The sequence below is a fragment of the Natronolimnohabitans innermongolicus JCM 12255 genome (assembly GCF_000337215.1).
GTDB classification, from domain to species: domain Archaea; phylum Halobacteriota; class Halobacteria; order Halobacteriales; family Natrialbaceae; genus Natronolimnohabitans; species Natronolimnohabitans innermongolicus.
Map to the genome: position 1 here is coordinate 39,684 of NZ_AOHZ01000009.1, position 20,715 is coordinate 60,398.

Sequence of the window (20,715 nt, forward strand, 5' to 3'; positions counted from 1 at the left end):
GACTCCCGCCTCCCGTCAGTCGCCCCGGATGCGATCGACCACGAACGGAAGCCGAGCGTAGATCAGGGCGTTTTGCACGAGTTTGTCGACGGTCGTGTACTCGTCGATCGCGTGGGCCGTTCCCGTCCCCGTCGCGAACTCGACGGTCGGGACGCCGGCCGCTCGGAACACCTGCGCGTCGCTGCTGCCCGTCGCGAACCGCCGATAGACCGGCGTCGGTACGACGTCGTCGACGACGGTGCTCATCGCGCGGACGATCGTCGTCTCCGGCTCCGTGTACGACCCCTCGTTCCACGAGATATCGGTCAGCGTCGCGCTCTCCTGGGCGCCGAGACAGTCGCGAAGCCGCGCGACGAGCCGTTCGGGATCGACCGAGGGCAGAACGCGGACGTCGAGTTCGGCTCGCGCGCTCGAGGGAACGGTGTTGACCGCGTCGCCGCCGCTGAATCGTCCGAGGTTGACCGTCGGCGAGTGAAACAGCGCCGCGGCCGCCTCCTCGTCCAGGTGGTGGGCGTAGTAGGCGACGCTCTCGTCAAGGACCGCGTCGTCGATCTCGGCGGTCGGCACGTCGAACTCGCGGAGGCTGCGGCGACACGCCCGCAGCGCCTCGTAGAGCCCGTCGATCGCGTTCTCGCCGAGCATCGGCCGCGATCCGTGGGCGGCCCGGCCCGCGTACTCCATCACGGGCCAGACGTAGGTTCGATCGCCGACCGCGATCGAGTTGACGTCGGGCCGTCCGGTCGCCTCGCCGACGACGCAGGCGTCGGGATCCAGACGGTCGCCCTCCAGTCGCTCGCTCAGTCCGATCTCCCCCCAGACTTCTTCGTCGCTCACCAGCGCAAACTGGAGCGTCACCGGGGGCTCGGTTCCGGTACGGGCGTACGCGCGAGCGGCCTGGACCATCGCGCCGATGGCGCCTTTCATGTCCGTCGCGCCGCGGCCGTAGAGGCGATCGTCGACGACCTCGCCGAGCGGATCGTACGTCCACTGGGTGGCGTCGAACGGGACCGTATCCACGTGTCCGTTGTAGAGGAGCGTGAAGTCGCTGGCTCCCGGCAGCGTCGCGACGAGGTTCGGTTTCATCGGATCGACGGCGAAGCGCTCGCAGTCGAATCCGAGCGACGCGAGCTCGTCTGCGAGTCGGTCGATCAGCACCCGCGTGTTCCCGGGCGGGTTTCGTGTGTCCGCGGCCAGAATCCGCCGCGTCGTCTCGAGTAATTCTCGCGGGTCGGATTGCAGAGACGACAGTACCGGATCGACCGACGCCGATTCGCGGGCGTCCATATGTGACTCGTCGAGCGCCAGTCGGATGGGGGTTCGGCCGGCAGAAGAACACCCCGCGGGACCGGTACGGAACCCGAAACCGAAGCTGAGGCCGAAGTCTGGGACCCCAACACTGAATCTTCGGCCGCCCCTACCGCCGGTGATGACCGACTACGAGGCGGCGATCCTCGACGTCGACGGGACGATCGTCCGCGGCGAGGAACTGCTTCCGAACGTGACCGACGGTCTCCACGCCCTCGAGGACGCCGGTATCGACCGACTGCTGTTTTCGAACAATCCGACGCGGGGCAGCGACCACTACGGGACGAAACTCGAGCCCTACGGAATCGACGTCGACCCTGCCACCGTTCTCACCTCGGCGACGGTTTCGGCGGAGTACCTCGCGACGACCCACCCCGACGAGAGGGTCTATCTCGTCGGAAGCGACCGCCTCGAGGCGATTCTCGAGGAGGCGACCGTCGAGTTGACCGCCGATCCGGCCGCCGCCGACGTGGTCCTCGGCTCGTTCGACCGGGAGTTCTCCTACGGTTCGCTCTGGGGAGCGCTCCGGGCCCTCGAGGACGGGACGCCGTTCTACGGAACCGATCCCGACACGACGATCCCGATCGACGGCGGGTTGATTCCGGGCTCCGGAGCGATCCTCGCCGCCATGGAGGCCGTCGCGGGGCGAGAACCCGACGCGATCCTCGGCAAACCCTCCTCGGTCGCCGCCGCCGCGGCGACGAACCGCCTCGAGAGCGACCCCGAACGGACGCTCGTCGTCGGCGACCGGTTGAACACCGATATCGCGCTGGGTGAACGGGCCGGCATGGAGACCGCGCTCGTCCTGACCGGCGTGATGGACCGCGACGACGTCGACGACGCCGCCGTCCAGCCGGATCACGTCCTCGAGTCGCTGGCCGAGGTCGACACCCTGCTGTAGCGCGGGACCGGGCTGCACCGCGTGCGTCCGACACACATATTTATCACCGATACTCACGAGTGTCGATACATGAAAGCACGCATCAAGCACGTCCTGCGTCGGGCCCGCTACGCCGCGATCGGCGCGGCGGTCGGGGCCGCGGTCGGATCGGTCTTCAGTCGCAACGCAGCGAGTACCGGCGGCGCGATCGGCGCGATGGTCGGCGCGACCGTCGCGGACACGCAAGACACGGCGACGACTTACCTCGACGAGGCCCGGGAATCGGAGTTCGGTCCGTTCTCGAGCGACCAGTCGAACAACAACTGACGCTCGGCTTCGATTTTCGCCGCGTTCGCTGGGGGTACCCGAACGCATATGACAGTTGGCGATCGTGTCGGCGTATGGACGACTTCGTCACGCCGCCGCCGCTCGAGCGCGGCGATCGAATCGCGGTCGTCGCGCCGGCGTCGAACCGCGCGACCGATTTTCCGCACGTCTACGAACTCGGGCTGAAACGCCTTCGAGCGGCGTTCGACCTCGAACCGATCGAGTTCCCCACGGCGTCGAAAAGCGGCGCGTACCTCGCGGAACACCCCGAGGAGCGGGCCGAGGACGTGATGGACGCGTTCGCCGACCCCGACGTTCGCGGCGTGATCAGCACCATCGGCGGCAACGACCAGATTCGGATCCTGGAGCACCTCGACCGCGAGGTTCTGCGCGAGAATCCGACCCGCTTCTACGGCTACAGCGACAACACCCAGCTCGCGCTCACGCTGTGGAATCTCGGCATCGTCTCCTTCTACGGACCGAGCGTACTCGTCGAACTCGGCATGGACGGCGATCTGTTCGACCACACGATCGAGTACACCACCCGCGCGTTCTTCGAGGAGTCGGTCGGCAAACTCGAGCCCGCCCCTGCGTTCACCGACGAACCCGGCGACTGGGCGGATCCTGACTCGCTCGAGACGCCCCGCGGGACGGAACCGAATCCTGGCTGGACGTGGGCCGGGAGCGACGAGCGGGTGAGCGGCCGCGTCTGGGGCGGCTGCCTCGAGAGCCTCAGTCAGCGGTTCCTCGTCGGTCGGGATCTGCCCGATCCGGACGCGCTCGACGGGGCGATTCTCGCCCTCGAGACGTCCGAAGAGCTGCCGGCACACACCTGGGTCGCGGGTGTACTTCGCGCGTTCGGCGAACGCGGACTGCTCGAGCGATTCGACGGCGTGCTCGTCGGCCGGCCGGCGGCGCGGTCCCACCTCGAGAACCGGTCGTCGGACGAGCGCGAACGCTACCGGGACCGACAGCGCGACGCGATCGAGCAGGTCGTGGGACGGTACAACCCCGACGCACCGATCGTCTTCGGCGTCGACTTCGGTCACACGTGGCCGACGACGCCGATTCCGATCGGCGGTCGCGTCGAACTCGATCCGACGAGCGAGGCGGTCCGATTCGAGTGACCGGATCGCTCTCGTCTTCCGCCGTCACGCGACCGTCGATTCGTTCTCGAGGGCCGCCTGGCGGAGTTCTTCGCCCGTCTCGCTGCCGACCGTCAGTTCGGGCACCGACGTCGGCTGATTTTCGTCGTCGATCGCGACGTAGACGAAGTACGATTCCGTGGTTCGTTCGCGCTCTCGTGTCCGCAGATCCTCGCGCTCGGTGATCAGCCGCACCTTCACGCTCGAGGCGCCGGCGTCGTAAACGTAGGCTGTGATGTAGGCGGTATCGCCCACGTGGATCGGCCGCTGGAAGTTCATCCGGTTGACGCGGGCGGTCACGCAGGTTTCGCCGGAGAACAACATGGCGGACATCGCCCCGACCTCGTCCATCCACTTCATCACGTTGCCCCCGTGGGCCGTCTCGAGCATGTTCGCGTGGTTCGGCTGCACCATCTCGCGGTTTTCGACCAGCGTCTCCATGAGATCGGTCATCGATCGCTCTTGTCCGCTGACTGCAATTACTCTGTCGTCGCTCGAGCGGTGGTCGGATTCGGTCGACGCTACCGCGTCCGTCACTCGAGTGAACGTGATCTGAGGCGAGTCGGGAACGAAGCACTTCGGCAACGTTCCAGTTCGTAGATGCCATTCTACGCTATACACTCTGTCCGGGGGGTAGTTCGCAGAACCGGATACCGCAACTGACCGTTCTCTATCGTTCAGCGCCGAGAGAGAGGATCGACCATATGTTGTCTGCTATTAGGTATCTCCAACCAGTCATAATTAGTTCCAGTATAATCTAGTAATATTTCCACTAGTAAACTCATAAGAGTGATGTTGTGATAGTTTTCTACGCTAAATAGAGAATGACCTCCAAATCAGATTCTCAGTCTCGCTTTTTCGTCGAGCCGGGAGTCGACGAACGGTCTGACAATTCTCACGGGCTCGATCAGAGCGAAATCTTTCACATTCTCCAGACGAACCGCCGACGAGACGTGATCGCCTACCTGTTAAACGAGGACGGTCCGGTCAAGATGCGAGATATTGCCGAAATTATCGCGGCGGATGAACACGACACGACCGTCGGCGAGCTGACCTCCGTCCAGCGCCAGCGCGTCTACATTCCGCTGTATCAGACCCACCTCCCGAAACTCGATACGAAGCGGATTATCGAATACGACAAGGCCCGCGGAATCGTCCGTCCGGCCGAGCGGCTGGAGACGTTTCGACCGTATCTCGACGTCGCGAAGTCGAGGGGCGACCGCGGGTCTCCGAAACGCAGTTCGGATCGATCCCATTTCGCGGACGCGTTCAACAGGTATTATGTCGCTGCGACGGCAGCGAACACGGGTCTGATAGTTACTTCTGCGGCCGGGTTGCTCTCGCTTCCCGGAACGACGCTCGCTGCGATCACTACGTCGCTGTTCGTACTCGCCGTCGGCGCGACGGCTATCGCCGACTCGTCCGCACGGGAAGCGACCGAAGACGGTTCGGCCACGACACTACGCTACCGGGAGTGACCGGTGGCAAAGCCCGGTGTCCCCGATAGCCGGGAGCGAGTTTGCGGACCGGCCGGTTCCCACGTAGACCGGGGCTGAACTCCAGTCGTCCGGGTCACGACTCAGTCCGCGCCGGTTTCTCCGCCGGCGCTTCCCGAACAATTCTTCTCCCAATTCGCCGTTCACGGTCAGTTCTGGCACCGGCGCGGGCCGATTCTCGTCGCCGGTCGCGGCGTCGACGGCGATGACGCTGTAGTCTGCTCGCGCCCTCGAGTCTGCCGGTCTTCGTACTCGGCAATCGAGGACCGCCACGCTCGGGCGACGATATATACAAGGCCAAATGGAGGGAATTTGGTATTTATCTGCGCTTCGATACTGGTAAAAGTCGTCACCGAGTTAAGCCGCTAATGAGCGATGCAGGCGACGCCGACGTGCCGGATCCGCCCGAGCCCCCGGTCGACGAGCAGGGCTCCGTGCACGTCCTCGGGACGGCTCACGTCTCGCAGGCGAGCGTCGACGAAGTCCACGAAACGATCGATCGCGAGCAGCCCGACGTCGTCGCGGTTGAACTCGACGAGAACAGATACCGGCAGATGCAAGGCGGCGCCCCGGACGATATCGAGGCCAAGGACCTCCTCTCGGGAAACACCGTCTTCCAGTTTCTGGCCTACTGGATGCTCTCGTACGTCCAGTCGCGTCTCGGCGAGCGCTTCGATATCGAACCCGGCGCGGACATGCGCGCCGCCATCGAGGCCGCCGAACGCAACGGCAGCGGGGTCGCTCTCGTCGACCGCGACATCCAGATCACGATTCAGCGGTTCTGGAGCCGACTCTCGTTTACCGAGAAGTTGAAGATGGTCGGCGGGCTCGCGCTCGGCGTCACCGACCCGCGGACCATCGGCCTCACCCTCGGCGCCGTCGCCGGGATGTTTCTTGGATTCACCGTCGCCGCCTTCATCGCTCCGCTGTTCGGGTTGGGCGACCTCCTGTTGCTTGGTGTCACCGGCTCGTCGGCGCTACAGTACGCCGGCGCCGTCACCGTCGGCGCCATCGCCGGCGCGATCATCGGACTGATCTTCCTCCCCTCTCTCGGTTCCGCCGGCGACTCGAGCGGGCCGCTCAGCGGCTTTTCGATACGTCTCCTCTCGGGCGTCGTGATCGGGATCGCCGCCTGTCTCGCGCTCGTCGCGACCGAGACGTTCGTCGGTCCCTTCTCCGCAGGAGGCTTCGAGAGTGCGGGAACCTACGCCATCCGCGGCTCCGTCGGGGTCGTCGCCGGGCTCGGCATCGGCGTCCTCGTCGGCGCACTCCTCGGACTCTTCCTCACCACCGCCAGCGGCGACGTCGAGGACATCGACGAGGTCGACATCGAGGAGATGACCGACGGCGACGTCGTCGCCGCGATGATGGAGGAGTTCCGCCAGTTCAGTCCCCGCGGGGCGAACGCGTTAATCGACGAGCGCGACGCCTACATCGCCAACCACCTCCACCAGCTTCGAATGCAGGGCTACGACGTGCTCGCGGTCGTCGGTGCCGGCCACAAGGCCGGCATCGAACGCCACCTCGAGAACCCCGCCGAGATCCCCTCCCTCGAGTCGATCTCCGGTACCGCTTCGAAGCGCCGGTTCTCGCCGGTAAAGATCGTCGGCTATCTCGTCATGATCGCCTTCCTCGGCTTTTTCTTCCTGCTGATCATGGCCGGCGTCCAGGATACGTTCCTCCTGCAGCTGTTTGGCGCCTGGTTCCTCTTTAACGGGATCTTCGCGTTTACGCTGGCGCGACTGGCCGGCGCCCACTGGACGAGCGCCGGCGTCGGCGGCTCGGTCGCGTGGTTGACCAGCATCAACCCGCTGCTGGCGCCGGGCTGGTTCGCCGGCTACGTCGAACTCAAACACCGCCCGGTCAACGTCCGCGATATCCAGCAGCTAAACGAGATCGTCGGCGATACCGAGCGGCCGGTCGACGAGGCGTTCTCGGAGATGTTCGACGTGCCGCTGTTCCGGCTCATCATGATCGTCGCGCTGACGAACATCGGGAGCATGATCGCGACGTTCCTGTTCTTCATCGTCGTCGTGCCGTGGCTGGCACCCGAGATCGGGGGCGTCGACGCCCTGTTCAACGAGCTCTGGCGCGGCGCCGAGAACACGCTCGACCTGCTTCGGGGGCTCGTATGAGCACGCGACGCAGCCGCCGTTCGGAGCCGGAGCTCTCCTTTAGCGACAAGGAGTTGTTCGACCTCGCGCTGGCGTGGATCACCCTCTCGGTCGCGTTCGCGTTGATCCTCGCACCGATTCATCTCGGAGCGACTCCCGCGACGTTCGGCATAATGGTCGCGCTGAGCTTCGTCACCGTCGGCGTGGCCTTCCTCTTGCACGAACTCGCCCACAAGGTCGTCGCCATCGAGTACGGCCAGGTCGCCGAGTTCCGGGCCGACTACCAGATGCTCTTTCTCGCCGTCATGAGCGCGCTCATCGGCTTCCTGTTCGCCGCGCCGGGGGCCGTCTACCACCGCGGGCGGATCACCAAACGCGAGAACGCGATGGTCGCCGTCGCCGGTCCGGTGACGAACCACCTGCTCGCGCTGTTTTTCCTCCCGCTCATGCTCTTTCCGGGCCTTCTCGGTCTGATCGGGCACATGGGGGTCCTGATCAACCTCTTCCTCGCGGCGTTCAACATGATCCCCTTCGGCCCGCTCGACGGAAAGACGGTCTACGACTGGAACAAGGCGGTCTTCGGCGCCGTCTTCGGACTGAGCATCGCCGCGCTCGTCGGCTTCATGCTCGTGTTCGGCTGGTTCTGACCGTCCGGTTTCGTCGCCGTTCTCGCTCGCGAGCCCGACGTTCTCGTTCGGTCCGTCTCCGAAGACCGTTCGGTTCCCGTTCGACGATTCGGCGTCGTTCACTGGTTGTCGAAGCGGCGTCCGCGTGTTGCGGTCGGAATCGTTCCAGAGCCTCGTCCCGGGCGGATTCGGTTTACTATTTAAATATTTTGCTACTTTGCGCTATAGAGTAATCTAATGGGCAAGGTTTTTATTCTTGTAAACTGTCCGTCAGAACGATCCAACAGCGCTGGCGACCGGCGACCCAGACGGGATCTGAAAGCGAGGTGGGACGATATGACCGAGACACGACGATCGGTTCCCTGGACCAGACAAACGCGAGCGTTCACCCGGCGTCACGTACAGCAACTGCGCCGAAACAAGCTGCTGGTCGTCCTTGCGGTCGGCTGGCCTGTCCTGTGGTATTTCTTGACGATGGCGTTTTTCATCGAGGACGTTCCGGCCGGCGATCTGCAGTACGTCAAGGCCGCCAACGGGATCAGCTACGGGCTGTTCGGTGCTTTCACCGTCACCGTGGCGGTCTTCGCCGGCGAGTTCGCCCGGGACCTCGAGAGCGACCGGTACCGAAAGCTACGCGCGATGCCGGTCTCGCCGACGGCGGATCTGACCGGTCGATTCGTCGCCGGGATGGCCCTCGGTGCGATTTCGTATCTCGTGACGATACTCGCGGCCGTGGCTCACGGCGGCAGATTCGACTTGCTGGCGATGGACGCGACGGCGGTCGCGGCGCTGGTCGCGGTCCTCGTCGCGACGTTCGTGTTATTCTGTGTGATCGCGATGGCGCTCGCTATGCTGTTGGCGCTCGTGATCACCAAGCCCGAACACATGACAACCATCGCGGTCGTCGTCGTCCTGATGGCGTTCTACCTGACGGGGTTCAACGGCGTCACGCCGGGCATGATCGCCGACGATCCGACGTTTATCAACTACGTCCCGAACTCGCTGGCGACGCGGATGCAACTCGCCGCCTGGGCGGGAGCGGACGACGTCGCGTTCATGACGCCACCGGCGGTGCCACTGTCGTTCGAGTACGGCGGCCTGTTGGTCGGGTACACCGTCGGGTTGGCCGCCGTCGCCGTCGGAATCATGCGACGATTCGCCTACGGAGGTGACCCGTAGATGACTACCGAAACCACGACCGAGGCCGAAAACGGGACCGAACGCGAACAGTCACGGCAGCCGATACTCGAGGCTCGCGACGTCGAAAAAGGATTCGGGAACGGGAACGTTCTCGAGGGGCTCGATCTGACGGTCGAGGCCGGCGAACTCCTCACCGTGATGGGACCGAACGGCGTCGGCAAGTCGGTGTTTCTCTCCTGTCTGGCCGGCAGCACCGACCCGGCGGTCGGCTCGATCGAACTGTTCGATGGTCGGTCGCCGACCGAGGCGCAGTCGATGACGAGCGTCATGCTCCAGGGTCGGTCGATCGATCCGGATCTGACCGGTCGGGAGAACCTGCAGTTCTACGGTGATCTCCACCCGCGTGCGACCGAAGACTGGCGGGAAATCGCTACTCGACTCGAGTTGGAGGACGATCTCGATCGCCCGGCTCGAGAGTACTCCGGCGGGATGGCGCGCAAACTCGAGTTGACGATCGCCCTCTCCGTCGACGCCGAACTGTACTTGCTAGACGAGCCGACCGCGGAACTGGATCTCACGACGATCCAGACGGTCCACGATCTACTGTTCGAGTACCGTCGGGCGGGGAAGACGATCCTCCTCACGAGTCACGCGCCCCTCGACGCCCGCATCGCCGATCGGATCGCGTTCGTCCGCGACGGTCGACTCGTCGCGACGGCACCGCCACAGACGCTGCTCGATGACCTCCCACCGGTCGTTCGGATCCGGGGCGACGTCCCCCCCGAGTCGGCGTTTCTCGGTGCTCGAGTGTTCCAGCGCGGCGACGAGATCCGCGGGTTCCTTCGTGGCGCCGACGAACTCGAGACGGTCAGGGAGACCGTCGAACGGGACCGCGACCACGACCGCGGCCGCGAGCGGAAGCGCGCGACCGTCGAGCTGGATTCGCCGTCGTACACGGACCTGTTCAATTACTACACCGCCGTACAGACGGCTCGAGACGACTCGGAGGGGTCGTAAATGACGGATAACGTCGATCGAACGGACGAGTCGACGACCGACGGGGAGCCGGACGTCGACGCGCTCCGCACCGACCTCGAGCAGATCAAATCGGCGATGGCGATCGAGGACAGATATCCCGGGCAGCGACGACTGTGGCTCGTCCACGGGATCATCGTCGGTTTCGCCGGTGTCCTGACCAACGTCATGTTCGTCTATCCGTGGCCCGAGTTCGTCTACATTCTGGTCTGGACGGCCGTCTTCGTGCTGATCGGCTACACGCAGTGGCAGACGTCCGTTCGCACCGCAACGACGGTCGACGATCCGGAACCGAAACCGAGCTGGACGGTCGTGTTCGGAACGCTCGTTGCCGGTCTGTTCGTCCTGACCGCGATCGTCGATCCGATCTTCGCTGACGTCGAAAGCGTTCTACAGGGAGCGTTTTTCTTCAGCGTCGCGTTTACCGTTCTCGGAATGGGATATCTGCTAGCGGGAACGATCCTGCACGCGTACCGAATTCGGGCGTCAGACCGCTATCCGTTCTACGTCAACGGCATCTGGATCCTCGCGTTCGCGTTCGTCATGCCCTTCGTCGAGTGGCTCCAGTACGTCGGTTACGCGCTGTTCGGAATTCTCTTCTTCCTTCACGGCGCAGTCACGTACTACCTGCTGACCTACCGCCTGTCCGGCTGAGCGCTGACTCGCTACCATGGAGTTCGATAAACTCGTCCACCAGCCGACTCGATTACAGATCTTCGCCTACCTCTATCGCCACGAGCAGGCGACCTTCTCGGAGCTTCAGAGCGAACTCGAGATCACCGACGGCAACCTCTCGGCTCACGTCCAGCGCATGGAAGACGCCGACGCCGCGACCGTCGAGAAGCGATTCGTCGATCGGCGACCGCAGACGACCTACGAACTCACCGACGAGGGGCGGACGCTCTTCGAATCGCACGTCGACACCCTCGAGACGTTGCTCGATCAACTCGAGCACGACGGCACCGGTGCCGGCGACGAAACCGACTGACTGGTCCCCTCGACCGACCGCCCCGGGACCGGTGACCTTTTGCTCACCCCGGGAGGTCGTTCAGACATGAGCGACCCTGCAGAGGAACCCGACGAGGAACGGCTCACCTACGCCGAGACCGGCGTCGACATCGAGGCCAGCGAGGACGCGACTGCAGCCTTGCTCGAGGCCTTCGGTAGCGACCTCCGAACCGAATACGCGGGCCTGATCGACATCGGCGACCGCTACCTCGCGCTGGCGACCGACGGCGTCGGCACGAAACTCATGGTGGCCGAGGCGATCGAGGACTTCTCGACGATCGGCATCGACTGCATCGCGATGAACGTCAACGACCTCGTCGCCGCGGGCGTCGAACCCGTCGCCTTCGTCGATTACCTCGCGATCGACGAGCCAGACGAGGAGTTGACGAACCAGATCGGCGAGGGGCTCGCCGTCGGCCTCGAGAACGCCGATCTGACGATGCTCGGCGGCGAGACGGCCGTCATGCCCGAGGTCGTGAAGGGATTCGACCTCGCGGGCACCTGCGTCGGTCTCGCCGACAAGGACGACGTCTTCGAGGGCGAGGCTCAGGTCGGCGACGCGCTCGTCGGCTTTGCCTCCGACGGCATCCACTCCAACGGGCTGACGCTGGCCCGCGAGGCCGTCACCCGCAACCACGAGTACACCGACCCGTTCCCCCACGACGAGTCCCGCTCGATCGGCGAGGAACTGCTCCGGCCGACCCGGATCTACACGGATCTGCTCGAGCCGATGCACGAACAGGGCGTCCGCGCGGCGGCCCACGTCACCGGCGGCGGCTGGACGAATCTGCTTCGAATGGGCGAGAACGAGTACGTGATCGACGACCCGTTCCCGGCCCAGCCGATCTTCGAGTTCGTCCAGCAGGAGGGGAACGTGACCGACGAGGAGATGCACCGCACGTTCAACATGGGCACCGGCTTCGTCGTCGCCGTTCCCGAAGACCGCGCCGAGGCCCTCGTCGAGGCGACCGACGGGCGGATCATCGGCCGCGTCGAAGACGGTTCCACCGTGGAGATTCGCGGCCTCTCCCTGGAGTAAGCCCGGCTTCGCTCGAGGAAATTTCGTCCTCCTCTCTCGATTCTATCGCATTTTCAGTTGTTGAAACAGCCCGAATACATCAAAATATTAAACTATTGGCGGCGACGAGCAGTTGCATGGATCGACGACGATTCATTGCGACCGGAGCGGCGACGGCGACCGTCACGCTTGCCGGGTGCGTGTTCGGAGGAAGCGAGGAACTGGACGCGGAACTCGAGGACGAGGAAACGGCGTCCTTCGAAGCCGACGAGGGCGACGAGTTCGAGGTGACCGTCGAGGCCGAAGCCGACGAGGTCGACGTGGAGATCCACTACGATCTCGAGGCGAGTGCGGAGGACGCCGACGACGAAGAAGACGTCGAATCGGCGCTCGAGGGGGCCTACTCCGGACCCGTCCTCTCGGAGACCGTCGACGGCGAGGAAACGTTCGAAATCGAGGTCGATGCGGACGGTCACTACGACGTCGAGGTACGCGGCGGAACGGCGCAGGTGACGATCGACTAGCGTCGGGTTTTCTCTTTCTCGAGTCACCCGATCGCGTACGTACGCCTACAGCGGCCTACAGCGTCGTCACCGGCGTCGTCGTGTTGTGGGCGACCGATTCGGGGACGCTTCGGAAGAGGGGACGGAACGCCGTCGACGGGTGGTCGGCGACCACGATTCGGTCGACGCCGTGTTCGTCGGCGTAGTCGACGATCTCCCGAGCGGCGCCGCCGGAGCGAACGACGAGGTCGACCTCCCTGTCGTAGCGCTGTGCGAACTCGTAGGCGCGGGCGAGAACGCGCTCCGCGCGCTGTCGCTGGGCCTGCGTAAATCGATCCGGCGCCGGGAGGAGGTCGGCGCTCTCGCCGATGGCTTCAGGAATAACGTAGTCGCACGGATCGCGACCGCCGAACAGTCGGAACGGGCCGCTCGAGACGGTCACGTGAACGACGGAGATCCGCGCTTCCGGATACTCCTCGAACGCGTACTCGAGCGCCGACTCCGACGCGTCGGTTCGGCCGATCGCAACCAGTACGTGTCGCCCCATATTCACGGATATAGAGACGCACGGTAAATACTTTCCCGATCATGTAAGCTGTCGTATACACTCGTGCTGTCGAAAACAGTGACGCCCACGCTCGCGTGGTCCGTCTGCAATCGAGACGAGCGACCGTTGAACCGTTCCGACGGGGCGAGTATCCGGTTTCGAGACGCGTACCGTCGCTCTCGGACTCGATTCGGCGAAACTCCGTTGTCACGCGTCGGCGACCGACCGAACCGTCTCGACTTCCTCGTTGCTGTAGGCGATAAACCGGACGTCCTCGAGCGTCTCGGGGTCGTACTCGCGGATCTCCTCGGCGATGATTGCCGCGCCGTCCTCGAGGTCGAAGCCGGCGACGCCACAGCCAAGCGCCGGGAGGACGACCGATCGACAGTCGCGCTCGTCGGCCGCCTCGAGCGCGTTTCGGGTCGCGTCTCGGATGCTCTCCGCGGTCGCTTCCCCGTCGCCGTAGTGTGGCATCGCCGCGGCGTGGACGACGTACTCGGCGTCCAGTTCGTAGGCGTCGGTAACCGCGACTGCACCAAGGTCGACGGGGCCCTGTTCCATGGCCACCTCGTTGATCGCGTCGCCCGCTTCCCGCCTGAGCGCGCCGGCGACGCCCGATCCCATTCGCAGACTCGTGCCGGCGGCGTTGACGAGCGCGTCTGCGGACTGTGCGGCGATGTCGCCCTGAACGACGTCGAACTCCATGCGTGGTAGTACGAGTGCAAGCGAGTTGAAGGTGATCCCGATCGGCGAGACAGTCAAGTTCTCGACGCCTTAGGCTGACCAAAACCTTTTTAGAATTAGGCTCACCTAACTTCACGTGATGACCGTACCCGCCCGCAGGCAGGATTCCGACGTCGACGCCGCCTCCCGGGAGTCACCCGAGGAGCCGTCGGTGATCGTGAGTGCCCACGAAACTCGCCCCGGTAAAGTCGTGTTCACCGAACGCGGCAACACCGACGGCTGGATCGCCACCGATCTGGCCGTCTCGCTCGAGCGCTGAGTCGGCTTTCTCGGCCTCCCGATCCTGGCGTTGTGCCACCGGCGAAACGTCGCCGAGTGAACGCTCCGTTCGAACCTGCAGCCCCGCCTCGCCTCCGAGAGTCGATTTCGATTCTGGTCGTCCGAGCCGACGACGTCAGCCCCTCGTGGATCCGTCAGATCACCGGTTCGGAACGTATTCCCGTCAGGGCCGGCTACGCTCGTGGTGAGTACCCGACGATGCAGTATCCTCGAGACGCGCTGATAAAAGGTGGGCTCGCCGCCGTCGGTTTTCTCCTGTTTACCGGCGTCGTCACCGGACTGGTACCCACGCCGCTGTTCGAGCGGATGGTACCGCGAACGCCGCTCGATTTCGCGTTTTTGTTCCTGACAGCGCTGCTTGCGGGCGCGTACGTGGCTCAGCGAGCGACGCTCGCCGACTGCGGGGGCGACGGCTGCGCCTACGGCGGTGCGGTCGGCGGCTTTCTCGCCGTCGCCTGCCCACATTGTAACGCGGTGTTGGTCGCGCTGTTCAGTTCCTCGTGGCTCGCGACCTACGTCGATCCGCTTCGCCCGCTGCTCGGCGTCCTCGCGATCGCTCTTTTCGCCGGAATCATCTATCGCCGACGCTAACGCGGCGGCTCGCGGGCAGAGTTCGATGTCCGCGGTCGAAAATTGATACCGATACTGCCGTTTCGCGTCCGGACGGCCGATCGTCGTCGCTGTCGGTAGCGTTACTTCGTCGCCTCTTCGAGCACGAGGGTGTCGTCCTCGAGGTAGTGCTCGAAGTGGTGTCCGTCTTCCTCGAGCGTGACGAGGATTTCACGAAGGATGTCGGCGGTGGCGTAGTCGCCTAAGTTCTCGGCGAGTTCGATGCTGTCGCGCATCGATTCGATCATATCGCCGTACATCTCGAGGTCGTTCTGGAACATCGTTCGGACGTCGTAGACGTCTTCGCCTTCGAACTCGACGGTTGCGCGCTCTTCCTGGTTCGACGGCCCCGAGACGGGGACGCCGCCGAGGGCCTGGGCTCGCTCGGCGATGATGTCTGCGCCTTCCTCGACGTTTATGTAGGCCTCTTCCAGGAACTCGTGGAGCGGCAGGAACTCCGCGCCCTCGACGACCCAGTGGTGTTTCTTGAGCTGGTGATACAGGACGTAGGCGTTCGCAAGCTCCGTGTTGAGCGCCTCGACGATCTGTTCTGCCTTCTCCTTCTCGAGGCGAAGTTCGTTCTCCTCGACGGCGTCGGCACGTTGACGGACGGTCTTCTGGGTGCTCATCGTAGTCGTACGTACACTCGCAACCCACTTAAAGCTTCCCCATGACAAAATAATTTTTCCGGAAAAAGAAACACCCCTTTCCAAACAGCCCGTTATATTTTGGGTTCAGGGAGGGATCGCTCTCAACGACCCTTTCCAGAACCATGTGTTATTTCGAGAGTGAGTAAACATTTTCAAGGAGGAGTGCTAATGGACGACTATGGAAACGAGAGCCGCACAGCGAAGAGAGCGGATGTACGTCGACGGCGAGTGGCTCGCGACCGAGAGTTCGATTCCGGTCTCGGATCTCGCTGACGGCGGCACCTTCGGGCAGGTCGCCGCCGCCGATCCGGCCGCGGCCCAGACCGCGCTCGAGGCCGCCCACGAGATCAAACCGCGGATGCGCGAGACGACGGTCGTCGAACGCGCCGAGTGGTGCGAGACGATCGCCGAGGGGCTGCGCGAGCGCGAGGAGGAACTCGCGGAGGTTATCGTCCGCGAGGCCGGCAAGCCGATCTCCTCGGCCCGCGGCGAAGTCGAGCAGGCGGCGACGCGGTTCGATCGCGCGGCCGAGGAAGCCCGCAACGTCGTCAGCAAGGGCGAGTTCCGCGAGGGCTCGACCGAGGGCCACGAGGGCTGGCAGGCGATCGTCAAACACGAACCGATCGGCGCGGTGCTGTGTATCACGCCCTACAACTACCCGCTGGCCACGACGGCATTACAGGTTGCCCCTGCACTCGCTGCGGGCAACAGCGTGCTGCTCAAACCCGCCAGCAAGACGCCGATTTCGGCGGCGATCCTCGCGGACGTCATCAGCGGTGTCGACGGCATCCCGGACGGAGCGTTCAACTTCGTGCCGGGCGAGGCGAGCGAGATCGGCGACGTCCTCGCGGGCGACGACCGCGTCAACGCCATCGCGATGACCGGGTCCTCGGGCGCGGGCAAACATATCGCGCGCGAGAGCGGGATGGTCAACCTCCACATGGAACTGGGCGGGAACGCGCCGGCGATCGTCTTCGAGGACGCAGACCTCGAAGACGTCGCGGGCAACTGCGCCAAGGGATCGTTCAAGTACGCCGGACAGCGCTGTTCGGCCGTCTCTCGCGTGCTCGCTCACGAGTCGGTCCACGACGACCTCGTCGACCTGATCGACGGACAGATGGACGCCTGGCAGCCCGGCGATCTCTTCGCGGAGGACACCACCGTCGGCCCGCTCATCAGCGAAGAACAGGCCGACTGGGTCGAAACCCTCGTCGAGGACGCCCTCGAGAAGGGGGCAACTCTCGTCCGCGGGGGCGAGCGACGCGCGCCCGAAGGCGTGCCGGACGAACTCGGCGCCCAGTTCTTCGAACCGACGCTGCTCGCGAACGTTCCCCACGACGCTCGGATTATCGACGAAGAGCAGTTCGGACCGATCGCCGCCGTCACGACGTTCGCGGACGAGGAAGAGGCGCTCGAGATCGCCAACGGCTCCGACCTGGCGCTCGACGCCGCCGTCTTCACGAACGACTACAAGCGCGCGATGGCCGTCGCCGAACGCGTCGACGCCGGCGCAGTCCGGATCAACGGCGCGCCGAGCCACGGCCTCGGTGACGTTCCCTTCGGCGGCAACAAGGACTCGGGAATCGGTCGCGAGGGGCTCGACGCCTCGATTCACGAGATGATGCGCAAGAAGAGCATCGTGCTCTGATCGGCGACCGCCCCCCAGTCGCTCACCAGTTTCGGAGATCGAACCGTTCGGTCTCGACCGCGAAGCTCACGACGACCGCTCGGTCGTCGGCGTCGACCGACGTCTCGTCGTACTCCGACGACGGTTGCTCGCCCTCGAGGTCGCTTTCGATACGCTCGACGACGTCCTCGGTGGGTCCGTCGTCGTAGAAGAAGACGTAGCGAACCACCGTCCGTTCCGCCCCCAAATCGAGCGAGACACCGAACCCGTTCTCACCGTACTGTCCCGTCGGCGCCAGCTCACCGAAAACGACCGCGCCGTCGAGGGAGCCGACGAACGCCTCGAGCGTCGCGTACTCCGCGACCTCGCTCGTCGCTTGGCCGGAGTCGAACCCCTCGAGAAGGGTCTCGACCTCGTCTGCGTCGACGTCCCCCTCGATGTCGAGAACGAGTTCCGATCCGAGAGCCGTCAGCCAGCTGGTCCGTCCAGTCGACGAGGTTTCCGTATAGAGGTCGAACCCGGCAACCGTTCGGCGGGTGATCTGGTCATCGTCGACGTCGATTTCCGAGCGTACCGAGGCGACGTCGAACGATCCCAGAAGTCCCTCACAGCGCATCCGTCCGTGACTTTCGTACGAGTTCGGAACCTCGAACGCGAACGTCGTCTCGACGTTTTCCGCACCGAGTAACTCGTCGGCACCCGACACGAGGTCGAACGCCTCCCCTCGAAGTTCGTCGCCGGCCCCGTCCGGCAGCGATCGGGAGACCGCGTCGATCGCCGTGAGATCGAACGCCTCGAACTCGAGTTTCGTCGCGTCGAAATCACCCCACGCCGCGGTCTCGAGGAGGACGTCCTGCGCCGTCAGGTGAGCGGCTTCATCGTCGGCTCCGTTTCCAGTTTCGTCGCCGTCGGCATCGTTTCCGTTCCCGGTATCGTCGTCGCTCGCCGCGTCACTATCGCTGAGACAGCCCGCCGTTAGCGCCAGTCCAAGCCCCGTCGATACACACAGCACCTCTCGTCGCGTTCGTCCCGCACACATTGTCACTGATACTCATCAATCACGATATATTGAGTATTGTGGCCGCTGGGCGTTTTCGCGGTGGTATTCGAGGACTTTGCGGCATCTCACAAAGAGCGGACGTGCGTGGTCGGAGAGCCACGAACCTATTACTTCGAGACGCTCGAACACCGATCCGATGGACCGGAACGTACTCGTCGCCGGCGAGACTCTGGTGGACTTCCTCCCCGAGCGCTCGGGCTCGCTCGAGGACGTCGACAGCTTCGAACGACGGCCCGGCGGCGCGCCGGCAAACGTCGCCATCGGGCTCGCCCGCCTCGAGCACGCGCCGCTGTTCTGGACCCGCGTCGGCGACGATCCGTTCGGACGCTCTCTCGAGTCGACGCTGGCCGACGCCGGCATCCCCGACCGCTTCGTCGAGCGCGATCCCGAAGCGAAGACGACGCTGGCGTTCGTGAGCCACGACGAGGTCGGCGACCGCGAGTTCTCGTTCTACCGCGAGGACACCGCCGATACCCGGCTCGAGGCCGGCCGGATCGACGACGAAACGCTCGCGGCCCTCGAGTGGGTGCACGTCGGCGGGGTCACCCTCGCGAGCGGGCCGTCCCGAGCGGCGACGATCGGCCTGCTCGAGCGGGCGTCCGAGGCGGGCTGTACGACCTCGTTCGATCCGAACTTCCGACCGGAGCTGTGGCCCGACCGCGAGGCGTTCGAGCGCGTCGGACGCGAGGCGCTCGCACACGTCGACGTCTGCAAGGCGACAGTCGGGGAACTCGAGCGCCTCGGCGTCGGTTCCGAAGCGACCGCGATCGAGGGGCCGTCGACCGATGCGAACGCGGCGTCGCTCGCTCGAGGCGTTCTCGAGACCGATCACGACGGTAGCAGCGGCCCGCACACCGTCTTCGTCACGCGCGGGGACGCGGGTGCGATCGCCACGGCGTTGGCACGAGCTCCGTGGCCCGACGTCGGCGAACCGGGCGACGGTTCGGGCGTCGTCACCGCCGAGCACCCCGGATTCGACGTCGACGCCGTCGACGCGACCGGCGCCGGGGACGCGTTCGTTGCGGGCGTGATCGCCGCCGCACGAGACGGGCGCTCGCTCGAGTCGACGCTCCGATTTGCGAACGCGGCCGGCGCGGTGGCGACGACCGACGCCGGAGCGATGACGGCGTTGCCGGATCGAGACGCCGTGGCTGCGGTGCTCGAGAGAGACCGTAATCGGGCGTAGATCCGGAATCGAACCGCGAGCGAAACCGTCGTCTCAGTCGACGAGAGCTGCGATCTCACTCCCGACGTGGCGCCGGTCGATCCCGGGTGTCGGGAACTGACGTTCTGCCGTTTCTCTCGGAGCTCTCAAAGGCGAACGATCGCTGCAAGCCGCTGGATTTTCGTCGCTCGCGGCGCTTGTTTCCCTATGTCCAGCGTCGCCCGCGACGGGATCGCGTTCGGAAAGGCTGTCGTCGACGGTATCTCGGAGAAGAACGTGCCGTTCATGGCCGCGAGCATCGCCTATCAGGCCTTCATCTCCCTGTTACCGCTGCTCGTGCTCGTTTTCTTCTTCGTCACGATCGTCGGCGACGAGCAGTTCGCCCAGCAGGTGACGGAGACGACGGAGGGTGCGCTTCCCGAGAGCGGCCAGTTGCTGGTCGAAGAGTCGCTCGAGGACTCACCCGCGACCGCGGGCTCGACGATCATCGGGATCGTCGTCCTGATCTGGGGGTCGCTGAAGATCTTCCGCGGACTCGATACCGCGTTCTCGGAGATTTACGGCACGACGAACGTCGCCTCGTTCGTCGACCAGATCCGCGACGCGCTGATCGTCTTCGGCGCGATCGGCGGTGCGCTGTTGGCCGCAGCCGGGATGGGGGTCCTCTTCGCGTTTCTGCCGAATATCCCCGGCTTCGGCCTCCTGCAGTCGCTGTTGCTCGTCGTCCTGCTCACGCTCGCGTTCTATCCGATGTACTACTACTTTCCCGACGTCGACGCGACCAAGCGCGAGGTCATTCCGGGCGTCCTCCTCGCCGCAGTCGGGTGGATGGCGTTGCAGTCGCTGTTTCGCGTCTACGTGTCCTTCGCCGCCGAGGAGGGCGGTGGGGCGGTCGGCGCGATCATCCTGTTGCTCACGTGGCTCTACTTCGGCGGGCTCATCCTGCTGTCGGGTGCCGTCGTCAACGCGATCGGCACGGGCTACCTCGAGCCCGGCGACGACGAAAGCGAGGACGCCGACGGCGAGGAAACCCGACCCCGACCGCGCGAGCCGATGGCCGACTCGATCACCGCGACCGGCCGCGAGCCGTTCGTCGACGGCGCCGCGCGCGAACACCGGCGGCTTCGCCAGCGCGCGGAAACGCTCGAGCGCGAGCGCGATCAGTACCGCAACGACCTACTGGCCCAGCGAAGCCGGCGCTACCGCCTCGAGGACCGCGTCGACGACCTCGAGGCGTCGATTCGCGACCTCGAGGCCGAAAACGAGCGGCTGCGACGCGACCTCGCGGAACACGAACGGCGAGAGGAGCGCCGCCGCGCGGACGAACCTGAGTGGAAGCGCGCGGGGAGAGCGCTTCTGGGCTCCGTCCAAGAGGTCAACGTCGGAACGATCGAACGGCGCGAGAAGTAGCCGGGCGGGCGTCTCCGTCGGTTCCAC

General features: G+C 65.0%; 23 protein-coding genes. 17 read left to right on the plus strand and 6 right to left on the minus strand.

Annotation, left to right across the window (positions count from 1 at the left end; translation table 11 throughout):
- Positions 1–15 precede the first annotated feature (15 nt).
- Positions 16–1,284, minus strand: a complete 1,269-nt coding sequence (locus tag C493_RS01415; protein WP_007257603.1) for a M20 family metallopeptidase — start codon at positions 1,282–1,284, stop codon at positions 16–18.
- Positions 1,285–1,426: 142 nt separating this feature from the next.
- Between C493_RS01415 and C493_RS01420 the strand changes: the two genes are divergently transcribed.
- The 3 genes from C493_RS01420 to C493_RS01430 all read left to right on the plus strand — a co-directional run bounded on the left by C493_RS01420 (position 1,427) and on the right by C493_RS01430 (position 3,639).
- On the plus strand, positions 1,427–2,206 hold the full coding sequence (locus C493_RS01420) for an HAD-IIA family hydrolase (protein ID WP_007257604.1): 780 nt from the start codon (positions 1,427–1,429) through the stop codon (positions 2,204–2,206).
- A gap of 69 nt (positions 2,207–2,275) precedes the next feature.
- Entirely contained in the window at positions 2,276–2,512 is a 237-nt protein-coding gene (locus C493_RS01425; protein ID WP_007257605.1) for a YMGG-like glycine zipper-containing protein, read from the plus strand.
- Positions 2,513–2,586: 74 nt separating this feature from the next.
- Entirely contained in the window at positions 2,587–3,639 is a 1,053-nt protein-coding gene (locus tag C493_RS01430; RefSeq protein ID WP_007257606.1) for a S66 family peptidase, read from the plus strand.
- A 24-nt stretch (positions 3,640–3,663) separates the two neighbouring features.
- Here C493_RS01430 and C493_RS01435 read toward each other — a convergent pair whose 3' ends face one another.
- Positions 3,664–4,110 (minus strand): acyl-CoA thioesterase, encoded by a 447-nt coding sequence (locus C493_RS01435; RefSeq protein WP_007257607.1) that lies wholly within the window; start codon positions 4,108–4,110, stop codon positions 3,664–3,666.
- 371 nt (positions 4,111–4,481) lie between these two features.
- On the opposite strand from C493_RS01435, the gene C493_RS01440 reads away from it, so the two are divergent.
- From C493_RS01440 to C493_RS01480, 9 genes are all read left to right on the plus strand, one after another.
- Positions 4,482–5,135, plus strand: a complete 654-nt coding sequence (locus C493_RS01440; protein WP_007257608.1) for a DUF7344 domain-containing protein — start codon at positions 4,482–4,484, stop codon at positions 5,133–5,135.
- Between the two features lie 386 nt (positions 5,136–5,521).
- Complete coding sequence (locus C493_RS01445) at positions 5,522–7,288, plus strand: TraB/GumN family protein (RefSeq protein ID WP_007257609.1); 1,767 nt, start codon at positions 5,522–5,524, stop codon at positions 7,286–7,288.
- On the plus strand, positions 7,285–7,914 hold the full coding sequence (locus tag C493_RS01450; protein ID WP_007257610.1) for a zinc metalloprotease: 630 nt from the start codon (positions 7,285–7,287) through the stop codon (positions 7,912–7,914). The genes C493_RS01445 and C493_RS01450 overlap by 4 nt, the downstream gene beginning before the upstream one ends.
- Before the next feature lie 315 nt (positions 7,915–8,229).
- On the plus strand, positions 8,230–9,072 hold the full coding sequence (locus C493_RS01455) for an ABC transporter permease (RefSeq protein WP_007257611.1): 843 nt from the start codon (positions 8,230–8,232) through the stop codon (positions 9,070–9,072).
- A complete protein-coding gene (locus C493_RS01460) occupies positions 9,073–10,050 on the plus strand; it encodes an ABC transporter ATP-binding protein (protein WP_007257612.1) in 978 nt (325 codons plus the stop codon).
- Complete coding sequence (locus C493_RS01465) at positions 10,051–10,722, plus strand: hypothetical protein (RefSeq protein WP_007257613.1); 672 nt, start codon at positions 10,051–10,053, stop codon at positions 10,720–10,722.
- A 16-nt stretch (positions 10,723–10,738) separates the two neighbouring features.
- Positions 10,739–11,056 carry a winged helix-turn-helix domain-containing protein gene (locus tag C493_RS01470; RefSeq protein ID WP_007257614.1) on the plus strand — a complete coding sequence of 106 codons (318 nt, stop codon included), beginning with the start codon at positions 10,739–10,741 and terminating at the stop codon, positions 11,054–11,056.
- Positions 11,057–11,122: 66 nt separating this feature from the next.
- On the plus strand, positions 11,123–12,115 hold the full coding sequence (gene purM / locus C493_RS01475; protein WP_007257615.1) for a phosphoribosylformylglycinamidine cyclo-ligase: 993 nt from the start codon (positions 11,123–11,125) through the stop codon (positions 12,113–12,115).
- A 116-nt stretch (positions 12,116–12,231) separates the two neighbouring features.
- Positions 12,232–12,618: a hypothetical protein gene (locus C493_RS01480; RefSeq protein WP_007257616.1), complete on the plus strand. Its 387-nt coding sequence runs from the start codon at positions 12,232–12,234 to the stop codon at positions 12,616–12,618.
- A gap of 55 nt (positions 12,619–12,673) precedes the next feature.
- Here C493_RS01480 and C493_RS01485 read toward each other — a convergent pair whose 3' ends face one another.
- Entirely contained in the window at positions 12,674–13,144 is a 471-nt protein-coding gene (locus C493_RS01485) for a universal stress protein (RefSeq protein WP_007257617.1), read from the minus strand.
- 207 nt (positions 13,145–13,351) lie between these two features.
- Complete coding sequence (locus tag C493_RS01490) at positions 13,352–13,849, minus strand: macro domain-containing protein (RefSeq protein ID WP_007257618.1); 498 nt, start codon at positions 13,847–13,849, stop codon at positions 13,352–13,354.
- 118 nt (positions 13,850–13,967) lie between these two features.
- Here C493_RS01490 and C493_RS01495 point away from each other — a divergent pair, with 118 nt between their 5' ends.
- Complete coding sequence (locus C493_RS01495) at positions 13,968–14,147, plus strand: DUF7331 family protein (RefSeq protein ID WP_049889065.1); 180 nt, start codon at positions 13,968–13,970, stop codon at positions 14,145–14,147.
- A gap of 218 nt (positions 14,148–14,365) precedes the next feature.
- Positions 14,366–14,758, plus strand: coding sequence for a hypothetical protein (locus C493_RS01500; protein WP_049889070.1), 393 nt, complete (start codon positions 14,366–14,368; stop codon positions 14,756–14,758).
- A 101-nt stretch (positions 14,759–14,859) separates the two neighbouring features.
- On the opposite strand, the gene dpsA is transcribed toward C493_RS01500, so the two are convergent.
- Entirely contained in the window at positions 14,860–15,405 is a 546-nt protein-coding gene (gene dpsA / locus C493_RS01505) for a DNA starvation/stationary phase protection protein DpsA (protein ID WP_007257621.1), read from the minus strand.
- A gap of 199 nt (positions 15,406–15,604) precedes the next feature.
- Here dpsA and C493_RS01510 point away from each other — a divergent pair, with 199 nt between their 5' ends.
- Positions 15,605–17,074 (plus strand): aldehyde dehydrogenase family protein, encoded by a 1,470-nt coding sequence (locus C493_RS01510; protein WP_049889066.1) that lies wholly within the window; start codon positions 15,605–15,607, stop codon positions 17,072–17,074.
- Between the two features lie 22 nt (positions 17,075–17,096).
- Here the strand turns inward: C493_RS01510 and C493_RS01515 are convergent, their stop codons facing one another.
- Positions 17,097–18,092: a hypothetical protein gene (locus C493_RS01515; protein WP_007257623.1), complete on the minus strand. Its 996-nt coding sequence runs from the start codon at positions 18,090–18,092 to the stop codon at positions 17,097–17,099.
- Positions 18,093–18,249: 157 nt separating this feature from the next.
- On the opposite strand from C493_RS01515, the gene C493_RS01520 reads away from it, so the two are divergent.
- Both C493_RS01520 and C493_RS01525 read left to right on the plus strand, forming a co-directional pair.
- Positions 18,250–19,299 (plus strand): carbohydrate kinase family protein, encoded by a 1,050-nt coding sequence (locus tag C493_RS01520; RefSeq protein ID WP_007257624.1) that lies wholly within the window; start codon positions 18,250–18,252, stop codon positions 19,297–19,299.
- A gap of 186 nt (positions 19,300–19,485) precedes the next feature.
- Entirely contained in the window at positions 19,486–20,688 is a 1,203-nt protein-coding gene (locus tag C493_RS01525) for a YhjD/YihY/BrkB family envelope integrity protein (RefSeq protein ID WP_007257625.1), read from the plus strand.
- Positions 20,689–20,715 lie beyond the last annotated feature (27 nt).

Bases quoted from the DNA above. Each gene is read 5' to 3' on its own strand.
- C493_RS01525 (WP_007257625.1), top strand. From the start codon at position 19,486: ATGTCCAGCGTCGCCCGCGACGGGATCGCGTTCGGAAAGGCTGTCGTC.
- C493_RS01490 (WP_007257618.1), bottom strand. From the start codon at position 13,849: ATGGAGTTCGACGTCGTTCAGGGCGACATCGCCGCACAGTCCGCAGAC.
- C493_RS01480 (WP_007257616.1), top strand. From the start codon at position 12,232: ATGGATCGACGACGATTCATTGCGACCGGAGCGGCGACGGCGACCGTC.
- C493_RS01520 (WP_007257624.1), top strand. From the start codon at position 18,250: ATGGACCGGAACGTACTCGTCGCCGGCGAGACTCTGGTGGACTTCCTC.
- C493_RS01445 (WP_007257609.1), top strand. From the start codon at position 5,522: ATGAGCGATGCAGGCGACGCCGACGTGCCGGATCCGCCCGAGCCCCCG.
- dpsA (WP_007257621.1), bottom strand. From the start codon at position 15,405: ATGAGCACCCAGAAGACCGTCCGTCAACGTGCCGACGCCGTCGAGGAG.
- C493_RS01495 (WP_049889065.1), top strand. From the start codon at position 13,968: ATGACCGTACCCGCCCGCAGGCAGGATTCCGACGTCGACGCCGCCTCC.
- C493_RS01455 (WP_007257611.1), top strand. From the start codon at position 8,230: ATGACCGAGACACGACGATCGGTTCCCTGGACCAGACAAACGCGAGCG.
- C493_RS01460 (WP_007257612.1), top strand. From the start codon at position 9,073: ATGACTACCGAAACCACGACCGAGGCCGAAAACGGGACCGAACGCGAA.
- purM (WP_007257615.1), top strand. From the start codon at position 11,123: ATGAGCGACCCTGCAGAGGAACCCGACGAGGAACGGCTCACCTACGCC.
- C493_RS01515 (WP_007257623.1), bottom strand. From the start codon at position 18,092: ATGTGTGCGGGACGAACGCGACGAGAGGTGCTGTGTGTATCGACGGGG.
- C493_RS01510 (WP_049889066.1), top strand. From the start codon at position 15,605: ATGGAAACGAGAGCCGCACAGCGAAGAGAGCGGATGTACGTCGACGGC.
- C493_RS01465 (WP_007257613.1), top strand. From the start codon at position 10,051: ATGACGGATAACGTCGATCGAACGGACGAGTCGACGACCGACGGGGAG.
- C493_RS01420 (WP_007257604.1), top strand. From the start codon at position 1,427: ATGACCGACTACGAGGCGGCGATCCTCGACGTCGACGGGACGATCGTC.
- C493_RS01425 (WP_007257605.1), top strand. From the start codon at position 2,276: ATGAAAGCACGCATCAAGCACGTCCTGCGTCGGGCCCGCTACGCCGCG.
- C493_RS01440 (WP_007257608.1), top strand. From the start codon at position 4,482: ATGACCTCCAAATCAGATTCTCAGTCTCGCTTTTTCGTCGAGCCGGGA.
- C493_RS01415 (WP_007257603.1), bottom strand. From the start codon at position 1,284: ATGGACGCCCGCGAATCGGCGTCGGTCGATCCGGTACTGTCGTCTCTG.
- C493_RS01470 (WP_007257614.1), top strand. From the start codon at position 10,739: ATGGAGTTCGATAAACTCGTCCACCAGCCGACTCGATTACAGATCTTC.
- C493_RS01485 (WP_007257617.1), bottom strand. From the start codon at position 13,144: ATGGGGCGACACGTACTGGTTGCGATCGGCCGAACCGACGCGTCGGAG.
- C493_RS01450 (WP_007257610.1), top strand. From the start codon at position 7,285: ATGAGCACGCGACGCAGCCGCCGTTCGGAGCCGGAGCTCTCCTTTAGC.
- C493_RS01430 (WP_007257606.1), top strand. From the start codon at position 2,587: ATGGACGACTTCGTCACGCCGCCGCCGCTCGAGCGCGGCGATCGAATC.
- C493_RS01500 (WP_049889070.1), top strand. From the start codon at position 14,366: ATGCAGTATCCTCGAGACGCGCTGATAAAAGGTGGGCTCGCCGCCGTC.
- C493_RS01435 (WP_007257607.1), bottom strand. From the start codon at position 4,110: ATGACCGATCTCATGGAGACGCTGGTCGAAAACCGCGAGATGGTGCAG.